Raw genomic sequence first — 11,766 nt, forward strand, 5'->3', positions numbered from 1 at the left:
AGAAAGCAACTCCTCTCCATGGGGCTGCTTTCTTTTTTTGCATTTTGAATGAAATGGACCAGTAAAAAAATCCTAAAACAAAATGTGACCAAATGCCGTCCGTAAGAGTGTTAGAGGTATAAAGGAGGGCATACCAACCATGCAGCGATCAGTGCCCCAGCTGGGCGATCATGTGATGAAAGTCTATGAGACATACGCGGATACGCTGTTCCGGATTGCCATGGTGCACCTCGGCAGACGAGAAGACGCGGAGGAAGCCACTCAGGATACCTTCATCAAACTAATAGAAAAAGCCCCTACGTTCAACGATGCGGAGCATCAAAAAGCATGGTTGATTCGGGTCATCACCAATCATTGCAAATCCTTATTAGGCAGAGGCTGGCGCAAACGGGAGGTCAAGCTGGAGGGAGTCGATCCTCTTACAACAGACAACCCTGAAGATCACGCGCTGATCGAACTTGTGCTGTCACTGCCCGTCAAGTATAGATCGGTGGTTCATCTGTATTATTACGAAGATTATCCGATCCGAGAAATCAGCGAGATCCTGGAGATTAGCGAATCAGCAGTGAAAATGAGATTGAAACGAGGAAGACAGCTGTTAAAACTGGAGCTGGAAGGAGAGGAACTGTAATGAACGAAGAACAATTCAAACAAAACTATAAGAAAGCGGTGGATCATATGAAAACAAACGAACAAATGAAAAAACGGGTAGAGCAATCCTTAAACACGCAACATCAGGGACCAAAACGTCAACGTAAACCATTATACATTGCAGCAAGTGTTGTTATCGCTGCTAGCATTGGATTGGCTGCGCCAAGTGTATGGCAACAATTCAATGGACCAGCCACACCAACACAACAGGTGGCAGCGGTGACTCCAGGCGCGTCGTTTGACCCGATCGTGATTCCGAAGATGGAGTTGCCGAGTTCACAGGGCAAAGGCGCGATGGCTGATATGATGCAACTGGTTGTATATGGAGGAAGCGTATATACACAGTCCCCAACATTGCTTGAAGGTGCAAATGCACTCAGCCTGCGGGGGGATAAACTGGGTACCACCACTGGCGGCATTGATGAGCTGAGCGGCCAGGATAAATATACGGAGCTTGCTTCCAACATTGGCGAAGCGGACATCTATGCGGTCAATGGCTACGACAAGGATTTCCGCATCATGTCTTACACCGAGATCGATGGTCAGGTGTATGCTCAGTTATTCGACAAGAACAACGGGATCACCATTGGTACTGGTGCCGACCTGATCGGCAAGCTTCATCTCGAAGGCAACATCGCCTCGGCGCAATGGGAGACGTTTAATAGCTGGAACAATGGATTGCAGCAGCTTCAACCGTTAGCAGCGGATGAAGCACTGGACAGCTTTATCTCATCGCTAAATGCTGCCAAACCGATCGCAACGAGCCCGGAGTTGGAAGAGAACCTCTACGGGAAGGAAGATCGCAAGATCATCTATCTCACGCTGGAAGACAAAACGCAGGTCCCACTGGTTCTGTTTGGTGAAGAAGCTCTGGTTCGTTATGGTAATGTTCCGGCATTCCTGGAAGTGGAGAAAGGCGCGTTCCAATCATTCTGGGACAGCTTGGGCGAGTAAGGCGAAGACAGTAACATGGCTGCACCAAGAAGAGCGAACAGGGCACGCAAGTGCTTTGTTCGCTTTTTTCATCAACAAACAATCATTTGATAGGATTAGGCAATAAAATGATATGAATAGGATATGGATTCTTTCCTCTTTCAATGTAAAATGGGTACACCTAGTTTTAACTAAAAAGAAACAGGAGGTTAGATGAATATGAATCGAATCGAAAAAAGCCAGGAAACATATAAAAGGCTATTCGGCGAGGGAGTTCCAGCGGCATATGCTACAGATCCTGAATTTCAGGACATATTAAGTCGCTTCATATTTGGTGAAATTTTTGATCAAGGTACTCTTGACGATAAGCAACGTGAGCTTATTACTTTGGTCGTACTGGCTACTAATCAAACGTTGCCACAGCTCAAAGCACATACTCGTGCAGCGCTAAATGTTGGGTTGACTCCAACGGAGATCCAAGAAGCAATCTATCAATGCGCACCTTATTTGGGATTCCCCAAAACCTTAAATGCCATATCGGAAATGAATGAAGTGTTCAAAGAGCGAAATGTTGCACTGCCTCTTGAAAGTCAAAAACGGGTTGAAGAAGATAATCGCTTTGACAAAGGATTTGGTATTCAAAAAGAGATTTTTGGCGATATTATTGAGAAAAACCGGGAAAATGCCCCGTCAAATCAGAAGCATATCCAGGACTATCTTTCAGCATTTTGCTTTGGTGACTTCTATACCCGCGGTGGTCTGGATCTGAAAACACGAGAGCTGCTTACTCTTTGTATACTAAGTGCACTCGGAGGTGCGGATAGTCAAGTCAAAGCACACGTTCAGGGTAACATCAATGTTGGCAATAATAAAGAAACCATGATCACCGCTCTAACTCACTGCCTTCCCTACATGGGATTTCCTCGAACACTAAATGCTTTAGCCTGCGTTAATGAGATCATTCCAGAGAAATAATCTTCTTTATTTGAAGCAACAGACAGTTGATTATCCCAATCAACTGTCTTCTTCTGGTTAACAGGAAGGTATAGTAAAGAAATGAATGATTCAGTAGACACTTAAATGAACGTAAATCAGGAGGAATTATGGAGTTAAGAGTACTTCGATATTTTTTGACAGTAGCTCGAGTAGAAAATATCACACATGCTGCAACGATCTTACATGTGACACAGCCAACGTTAAGCAGACAGTTGGCTGATCTGGAAAAAAATTTAGAAACTCAATTGTTTATACGCGGGAAAAGTAAAATAACACTTACAGATGCAGGCATGCTTCTACGTCAAAGAGCAGAAGAAATTCTCACACTTGCGGATAAAACAGAGAAAGAGTTTAAAGATCAGAACAACCTGGTTGGAGGAACCATATCGATCGGGAGTGTTGAATCATTAACGTCCAATGTTATTTTACAATTATTAAAAGACTTCAATATGGAGTATCCGCAGGTTAAATATCACATCTATAGTGGAACGGGGGATGATATAAAGGAGCGAATCGATAAAGGACTGCTCGATGTGGGCATTTTGTTAGAGCCCATTCACATTGAGAAATACGATTTCATCAGACTGCCCCAGAAGGAACGCTGGGGAGTCCTTATGAAGACCTCATCACCTCTTGCCCAGAAAGAATATGTCACTTCAACCGATTTAGCCGGAGTGCCTCTGCTCATATCCAGCCGATCTGTCGTACAGAATGAGATTGCAAGCTGGTTTGCCGATGAGTATGCACATTTAAACTTTGTTGCGACCTATAATTTAATATCTAACATACTTAACCTCGTAGAGGAGGGGTTAGGGACGGCCATCTGTATTGAGGGTGCGCTTGCAATGAAGCAGTCTGACACATTATGCTTTCGATCTTTTCAACCGGAACTTCAGTTTCCAACAGTGATTGTCTGGAAAAAACATAAGGTATTCAGTCAAACGGAGGTACGTTTTTTGGAACATATCAGGCATGCCTTTCAGGCATAATAAAGTATGAATTATAGGTATTGGCTATAGCTGTTTATCAGATGATATTTTAAAGGTGTAATGAATGCAGCCTTTATGTATTTCAGATAAATAGCTTTTTTTATTGCAAAGAGAAGTTATTTAGAGCGCTTTTGGTCTCATTCATTTAGATGGCAACAACAAGAGGGGGCATTATTGGATGAGCAAGAAATACGAGAAGTTGGCTCAAGATATTGTAGAGAAAGTGGGCGGTAGTGAGAATGTATCCACTCTGACTCACTGTATGACTAGGCTTAGATTTGCACTGAATGATACTAATAAAGCAGATCAAAAAGCGCTTAAATCGTTTGACGGTGTTATTGATGCGGTTGAGAGCGGCGGACAATTTCAAGTCGTCATCGGCACACATGTTGAAGGCGTTTACAAAGAAGTGATCAAGCATCTTCAACCTAACGCGAGTTCATCGGGTGAACCAACTGATGTTAAGAAAGTTAGTATTTTGGGGAAATTAATCGATTTCGTCTCGGGGACATTTAGTCCGATTGTCCCTGCTATAGCTGGGGCTGGTATGATCAAGGCATTACTCGCTCTACTTATTTTGTTCAACTGGATTTCAAAAGATTCCCAAACCTACTATGTCGTAAGTCTTATGTCAGATGCTATTTTCTACTTTTTACCATTCTTGCTGGCGTTTTCAGCTGCAAACAAACTAAAATGCAGTCCCGTCTTAGCACTCGTTTTAGCCGGTGTTTTACTCCATCCCAACTTGACACAATTGCGTTTGGATGGGTCTGACGTAAGTGTTTTTGGAATCCCGCTAACTCTTGTATCTTATAGTTCTTCTGTAGTTCCAATTCTCTTAATAGTTTGGTCACAATCATATATTGAATCGTTGTTTAAAAGGATCATTCCGAATGCAGTGAAAGTTATTTTTGTTCCCATGTGCACTATTTTAGTAACGGGAATTCTTGCCTTAACCGTGTTGGGACCACTGGGGTCATTTTTCGGAACGTATTTAGCGATGGGCTTTGACTTCTTGGCCGCACATGGTAGCTGGCTGGTTATTTTCCTGGTTGCAACCTTCTGGCCAATACTGGTTATGTTTGGGCTGCACCATAATATTGTGCCTCTATCCATTGCTCAAATCACCACATCAGGTTATGAGAATATCCTCGGTCCTGGGGCGATGATCAATTGTATAGGTCAAGGTGTTGCGGCATTAGTTGTAGGGATGAGAACCAAGGATAAAGCATTAAAACAAATTTCTGCTTCCAGTGGGATCACAGCGTTGATGGGCATCACGGAACCAGCTCTTTACGGCGTAAACTTACCGAAGAGATACCCACTTGTCGCGGGTATGATTGGAGCTGCCAGTGGGGGACTCTTTGCAGGGCTAATGGATGTTTCTCGTTACGCAACAGGCGCTTCAGGAATCCCGGCGATTCCTCTGTACATTGGTGAAAATATCTGGAATCTATATAACATTTTGATCGCACTTGTTATAACAACTGTCGTAACTGCTGTGCTTACCTATTTACTCAGTTTGAAATATGAAAAAGATGCACCTTCACAGAACACTGTTTCAAATGCGAACGAAGTGAGTGGGGTTGCGGATGAAGTCATTACAATTAAAGATTCTGTTATTGCAACGCCACTTAAAGGTCAGCTTATTCAACTTCAGGATGTACAAGATGTAGCGTTTGCCTCAGAGGCAATGGGTAAAGGAATTGCTATTGAACCTAGCGAGGGGAAAGTCATTGCTCCATTTGATGGCATGATTGTATCTCTATTTCCTAAGAAACATGCTATTGGACTATTATCCGATGAAGGAGTCGAAATTCTTATTCATGTCGGCTTAAATACGGTAAAGCTGAACGGAAAATATTTTGAAGCGTTCGTTGAAGAAGGTCAGAGAATTACAAAAGGACAGACCTTGCTGACTTTTGATCTGGACAAAATTAGACAAGAAGGATATGTCACTCAAACGCCCGTCATTGTAACCAATTCGTATAGTTACTCGGATGTGATCGCAGAGACTAGTCCCAAAAATATTGATTTTAACAATACATTGTTGGTTGTCAAAGCTTAACAAAACTACAGGTTAGGAGTGTGTTTTAATGACTTTAAGAAAAGACTTTTTGTGGGGTGGGGCAGTTGCTGCTAACCAATGTGAAGGTGGATATGCAGAAGGCAACAAGGGACTATCCACAGTTGATGTAATCCCGGCAGGGAAAGATCGTGTTCCTGTCATGCGAGGACAGTTAAAAATGTTGGAGTGTGATCAAGAACATTTTTATCCGAGTCATGAGGCTATTGATTTTTATCATCGGTATAAAGAAGACATTGCTTTATTTGCAGAGATGGGCTTTACGTGTTTCCGTTTATCTTTGGCATGGACTCGGATCTACCCTAATGGAGATGACGAGTTACCCAACGAAGAGGGTTTGAAATTCTATGAAAATGTATTTGACGAATGTTTGAAGTATGGCATTGAGCCGTTAGTCACCATTACCCATTTTGATGTCCCTATTCATTTGGTGAAAACTATTGGATCGTGGAGAAGTCGAAAAATGGTGGATTATTATGAGAGACTGTGTGAAACGATCTTCACCCGTTATAAAGATAAAGTGAAGTATTGGCTTACCTTTAATGAAATTAACATGCTGTTGCATCTACCTTTTGGCAGCTCAGGCCTAGTGTTTGAAGAAGGTGAGAATGAGGATGCTGTGAAGTATCAGGCGGCTCATCATCAATTGATCGCAAGTGCAAAAGCAACTGAAATTGCGCGTAGAATTAACCCGGAAATTAAGATTGGCTGTATGTTAGCAGGTGCCAACACTTACCCGTATACATGTGCACCAGATGATGTCTGGAAAGCCATGACAAGAGATCGCGAGCACTACTTCTTCGTCGATGTACAGTCCCGAGGAGAATACCCAAACTATGCCAAGAAAATGTTAGAACGAATGAATATTCATTTAGCCATGGAAGACGGGGACGAGGAATGTTTGAAAAATAATACGGTTGATTTCGTTTCGTTCAGTTATTATGGTTCACGATTAACCAGTGCAGACCCGGAAGTAAACACACAAACGGCAGCTAACCTGTTTCCGACACTGCGCAATCCTCATTTGAAAACGAGTGAATGGGGATGGCAAATCGATCCTGAAGGTCTAAGAATTACAATGAATTCCTTGTATGACCGATATCAAAAGCCACTATTCATCGTTGAAAATGGCTTAGGAGCGATAGATACTCCTGATGAGACGGGATATATTGCGGATGATTATAGAATCGAGTATTTGCGTCAACACATCCAAGCTTTCATAACAGCAGTGGAAGAAGATGGCGTAGAGTTGTTGGGTTACACGTCCTGGGGTTGCATTGATCTAGTAAGCTCAAGTTCGGGAGAGATGAGTAAACGATACGGTTTCATACATGTCGACAAAGATGACGCTGGAAATGGTACGTTGAAACGCAGCAAGAAAAAATCCTTTGAATGGTTCAAAAAAGTTATTCAAAGTAACGGCAAAGAACTCTAATCGACTGAGCAGTAACGCATGAAGTCAGCGACTTATGCGTTACTGCTTTATCCATTTATCGCAGCATCTAGGCTAACTACTGGCCATATGGAGCAAAAACAAACATTAGGAGTTGGTTTTTTATAATATACATGGAGAAGCTTAAAACATATTCTTTATTGTCCGTTGCGTTATTAATTTCTTCAGGTCCAGTGATTGCCGCTAACATTCCTGCAATAACCAATGATTTTCCAGAGATATCGGTAACACACGTAGGATTATTAACGACCATACCTTCATTATTTGTCATTCTTGGTGTGTTAATTGCTAATCGACTTGAACTTCTTATTGGGAAGAAAGCAACTATACTAACTGGATTAGGACTTGTTCTCATTGCGGGAGTATTCCCTGCATTGTATCATGACCTTTTTTCGTTGCTGTTCATTTCTCGCTGTTTGTTTGGGTTAGGTGTAGGTTTATTTAACCGGCTCATCATTCAGATGATCAGTGATATGTATCATAAAAATCCAGGTAAACAAGCAACCGTAATTGGCTTAGAAAGTGCCTTTGAGGGATTAGGAGGCATTTGTCTGACACTACTCGTTGGTCAACTATTGAAAATGGGCTGGCACACATCATTTTATGTCTACGCCCTGGCACTTCCTATTTTCATTGCATTCCTGATTTTCGTTCCTTCTGATAAAAAAGAGCTTAATAGAAGAGAAGAGGTCACCACGAATCCAAGCCACACAAATAATAAAAAAGCCCTTCAAGTCATGATTGGCTATGGTCTCTTATTATTTGTAATAGTAGCTATTTTCATCAATTATAATTTACAGATTACTCCTTTGATTTTGGAAAAAAATATCGGAACTGCGACAAACGGAAGCAACATGATTGCATTTATAGGTTTGGGAGCTTTTGTTGCCGGTTTTTCTTTTGGAAAAGTACACAAATCACTCGGTAACTATATCGTTCCATTATCAATTCTGTTACTTGGAAGCTCGATGTTCGTTACGACGATCTCGCAAAGTATCATGCTTACTACCGTTTGCTCAATGATCATCGGGTTTTCATTCCGCTGTATAATGCCCTATTTATTGCATACTTTTGCACAACAAATCGCCAAAATGGCAAAGTTGGGTACGACCATTGTTCTGATCGCGTATAACTTGGGAGCCACACTTTCACCGTATGAAGGAAGGTTACTTACACAACTATTGCAACTAGAAACAGTACAATCATTAGTTTCGAGTAATGCAATAATCCTATTATGGATTTCAGCAGTTAGTTTGGGAGTAGTAACCCTTCATCGCAAAAAGAAGAATATTCAACAAACATAGAAAACAGGGAACTTCATGATATGGAGTTCCCTTGTTTTAGAGTAAGTTGTATGAACCGTTTAAATAGAATTTTTGTAATACACCAAGTGATCGGTCCATTCATTATTTTCGTGTATAAACCCTGTACGAAGGCATTCGAATTCCATACCAACACTCTCTGCCAGTTTCATGGAAGGGGTGTTATCCACATTAATATGAGCTTCTATGCGGTGGAATTTCAGATGTTCGAATGCAATATGAAGAGCTCCGTTCACTGCTTCTTTCCCATAACCTTTTCGCCAATACTGATTATGGATCGTGTATCCGAAACTTCCCCATTGAAAATGATCCCTTGCCAAGGTAGCAATATCAATCATACCCAGATGTGTACCATCTTGCTTTCTAAATACTCCAAAAACATAAACCGCATCTGTACGCGCTAACTCCTGGTGTCGATCTACCAGATCATGAAACCAATCCAGTGTACATTCACTCATATCCATTTTCCCTTTATCATGGCGGTGTTGGGAGGGATGGCGGTTTTCAAACTCATATAACCAATTTTCATAGTCGTCTTTCTGTAATGGTCGGATGACTAGCCGTTCTGTCTCTGAAGTATGATCAAATTTTTCTGGTTTTAATATCAAAATGACATCTCCTTTGGATTGAATTTATGCTCATGGCATAGCACTGAAATAGTCCATAACCACGCTGCGAAACTCTAAAGCGGCTTTGGAAATATACCTGTTTTTATGCGAAAGTAGAGCGATTTCCCGAACGAGCTGGTGTTCCTCTACCTGAAGATATCTAATGCGCTCATGCGGGTTTCTGGCTGTGCTAGGTATAAACGCGAGACCGATCTCCGCCTCCACAAGGGCGGTTAATCTTGCAGGCTCATCACCTTCATATACATACTTCGGTAGGAAACCAGCGGATTGACATACGGAATCTACCATATCACGAACCCCATACCCTTGCTTCACCCCAACAAACCACTCGTCCTTAAGCTCTGTTAATTGAATGCTGCTTCGGTCTGCATATCGATGACCCATAGGAACAGCGACTACAATCGGATCGTCATATAGTATCTGACATTTGATATCGTCACCTTCAATCGGAGGGGAGGAGAGACAAAAGTCCACCTCGCCCCGATGCAGAAGTCTGGACATGTTTTCTAACGAGACCATTTGCACATGGAACTGAATATCCGGCTTGTTTTTCCGGAATTCCCGCAGTATACCTGGCAATGTGCTCGCCGTAGTCACCGCCAATTGCAGTGTACCCTGATCCGGGTTGGAGAGGTCAGCGATTTCCCGCTTTCCTTGTTCCAATTCAAATAAGGCTTTTTCAGTTCGCTGAAGAAATGTTCTTCCAAAGTCGTTTAGTCGCAGCTTTCTCCCGATTCGATCAAATAAAGGGACTCCAAGGTCGTCCTCTAATCGTTGTATCGTTTTGCTCAGGGAGGATTGCGTGACATGCAGCTTTCCCGCAGCTTCCGTAACATGTTCGCATCGGGCCACCGTCAGGAAATATTTTAGTTGAAGAAGCTCCATTTGCACCATCCCTTCATTCCTTCTAGTTCATCAAATCATAACATATAATGCGTTGGAATAAATGAATACGTTCAAGTAAGATAACAGCAGAAGAGAGAGAGGTGCACCAATGAACGTTCGAAATAAAGGATTGATGTTAGCTGTTGGACTCGGAATTATGTTGAATCCGTTGAATTCCTCCATGATTTCGGTGGCAATCTCCAGGCTACAACAAGTGTATCAACTTAATTTTACAGCCGTTTCGTGGATTATTTTATCATTTTACATTGCCAGTGCAGTCGCTCAACCCGTCATGGGCAAGTGTAGTGATTTGTTTGGCCGCAGGAAGATCTTCCTCATGGGTCTTGTTATTGTTTTTGTATCGTCCATGTTAGCTCCGTGGTCTCCCAGTTTTTCGTGGCTCATCGTATTCCGGATTGTTCAATCAATTGGCACAAGCATGATGGTGGCCGTCGGAATGGCGATTGTCAGAATGAACGTGACTGAAAAACAAGCCTCCGCCTTGTCCACCTTGGCTATATTCCTTTCTGGAGCGGCTGCAATTGGACCTTTTATTGGTGGAGTATTGATTCATTGGTGGGACTGGCACAGCATATTCTTCGTTAATATTCCGTTTGTCTTGGCGAGTTTTTGGTTCGCCTGGAAAACAATCCCGAAGGACGAGCAATCTCCGTCTATCTCTGGTCACATGTCCATTCGGCAATGGCTTGCGTTAATTGACGCACCAGGTATCCTGATGTTTACGGTAGCTTTGGTGACTCTGCTCATCGGTTTACTTTCAGTAAATTCCACAGGAGATATTTCAACATGGCATCTGCTGACAGGGGGGATCGGGTTAATCGCACTCGTCATGTTCTTCCGACATGAATTAAAAGCAGCCACGCCTTTTATCCCTCTGCGAACGTTTGCCTCATATCCGGAGATGACTTGGGTGAATGTGCAATACATGCTGGTGAACATCCTGTTTTACGCACTTTTTTTTGGAGTTCCTACGTATTTGAAGCAGGTACGTCATCTCAACGAAGTTCATACAGGAATGAGCATGCTAGCTTTGGGGTTATGTTCAGTCATTATTGCTCCGATCGCAGGACGCTGGATTGACAGATCAGGATCACGGCCAGCTCTGATCGTATCCGCTTCTTTAATGACATTTGGATCTATATTGATCGTTGTTATGAATGAAACTTCTCCAATCTTCATAATCATTGTTGCTTTAGCTTTATTTGGAATAAGTAATGGCTTAAACGCGGTCGGCATGCAAGCAGCACTGTTTAAAAGCACACCGAAAGAAATGATCGGAGTGGCATCGGGTATTTTTAATACATCACGCTACCTGGGGACCATTTTATCGTCGTTATTGATTGGAATTGTTATGGGGGATACATTCAATGTGACAGGATTTCAGAAGCTTGGAATCATCCTTACGGTATTAGCTGCATCACTGATCATCATGAGCGTACGTCGCGAGGCAGGTGCGGTGAGTCCGGAGAAAGTAAAATAGAGAATCTTCTGTGCAATAACACGTTTACACCCAATGAATCAATAGCTCCATTGGGTGTATTTTTTGATTTTCACCAAGTTGTCAGAAAGAGTTGATCCTTTCTTGAACGTTTAGGGTAGAACACGTGTCTTTGATTGAATTAGGTAAAAATAAAGATATAATAATTTTGATTAATAGGCTTGGTTAGTACTTTAAGTGCATTAATATCAGATTTTAATAGGCATCCAATGCTTGTTATTATCGGGGGCCTACAGGAGTAAACGCATTATAGGTGTGGCAAGATATCGTCATACCTAACTTTGTGAAATTTTTCGCAACTCT

10 protein-coding genes are annotated in these 11,766 nt (G+C 42.2%); 8 read left to right on the forward strand and 2 right to left on the reverse strand.

Annotated features, from left to right (window positions below):
* The first annotated feature begins 139 nt into the window (after positions 1–139).
* The 7 genes from V6668_RS15280 to V6668_RS15310 all read left to right on the forward strand — a co-directional run bounded on the left by V6668_RS15280 (position 140) and on the right by V6668_RS15310 (position 8,412).
* Positions 140–631: an RNA polymerase sigma factor gene (locus V6668_RS15280; protein WP_036615805.1), complete on the forward strand. Its 492-nt coding sequence runs from the start codon at positions 140–142 to the stop codon at positions 629–631.
* Positions 631–1,605, forward strand: a complete 975-nt coding sequence (locus tag V6668_RS15285; RefSeq protein ID WP_338708857.1) for a hypothetical protein — start codon at positions 631–633, stop codon at positions 1,603–1,605. Before V6668_RS15280 ends, V6668_RS15285 begins: the two co-directional genes overlap by 1 nt.
* 198 nt (positions 1,606–1,803) lie before the next feature.
* Positions 1,804–2,559, forward strand: a complete 756-nt coding sequence (locus tag V6668_RS15290; RefSeq protein ID WP_338708858.1) for a carboxymuconolactone decarboxylase family protein — start codon at positions 1,804–1,806, stop codon at positions 2,557–2,559.
* 128 nt (positions 2,560–2,687) lie between these two features.
* Entirely contained in the window at positions 2,688–3,569 is an 882-nt protein-coding gene (locus V6668_RS15295) for a LysR family transcriptional regulator (RefSeq protein WP_338708859.1), read from the forward strand.
* 178 nt (positions 3,570–3,747) lie between these two features.
* The gene (locus V6668_RS15300) at positions 3,748–5,637 is read left to right on the forward strand and encodes a beta-glucoside-specific PTS transporter subunit IIABC (protein ID WP_338708860.1); all 1,890 of its coding nucleotides are present in this window, start codon (positions 3,748–3,750) and stop codon (positions 5,635–5,637) included.
* A 28-nt stretch (positions 5,638–5,665) separates the two neighbouring features.
* Positions 5,666–7,090, forward strand: a complete 1,425-nt coding sequence (locus V6668_RS15305) for a 6-phospho-beta-glucosidase (RefSeq protein ID WP_036671179.1) — start codon at positions 5,666–5,668, stop codon at positions 7,088–7,090.
* 131 nt (positions 7,091–7,221) lie between these two features.
* Positions 7,222–8,412 carry an MFS transporter gene (locus V6668_RS15310; RefSeq protein WP_338708861.1) on the forward strand — a complete coding sequence of 397 codons (1,191 nt, stop codon included), beginning with the start codon at positions 7,222–7,224 and terminating at the stop codon, positions 8,410–8,412.
* A gap of 59 nt (positions 8,413–8,471) precedes the next feature.
* Here the strand turns inward: V6668_RS15310 and V6668_RS15315 are convergent, their stop codons facing one another.
* Together V6668_RS15315 and V6668_RS15320 are read right to left on the reverse strand one after the other, a co-directional pair.
* Complete coding sequence (locus V6668_RS15315) at positions 8,472–9,038, reverse strand: GNAT family N-acetyltransferase (protein WP_338708862.1); 567 nt, start codon at positions 9,036–9,038, stop codon at positions 8,472–8,474.
* 30 nt (positions 9,039–9,068) lie between these two features.
* Complete coding sequence (locus V6668_RS15320; protein ID WP_100526306.1) at positions 9,069–9,944, reverse strand: LysR family transcriptional regulator; 876 nt, start codon at positions 9,942–9,944, stop codon at positions 9,069–9,071.
* Between the two features lie 109 nt (positions 9,945–10,053).
* Between V6668_RS15320 and V6668_RS15325 the strand changes: the two genes are divergently transcribed.
* Positions 10,054–11,445 (forward strand): MFS transporter, encoded by a 1,392-nt coding sequence (locus tag V6668_RS15325; RefSeq protein WP_338708863.1) that lies wholly within the window; start codon positions 10,054–10,056, stop codon positions 11,443–11,445.
* The last annotated feature ends 321 nt before the right edge of the window (positions 11,446–11,766 follow it).

This window comes from Paenibacillus amylolyticus, from assembly GCF_036894225.1.
Classification (GTDB): domain Bacteria; phylum Bacillota; class Bacilli; order Paenibacillales; family Paenibacillaceae; genus Paenibacillus; species Paenibacillus amylolyticus.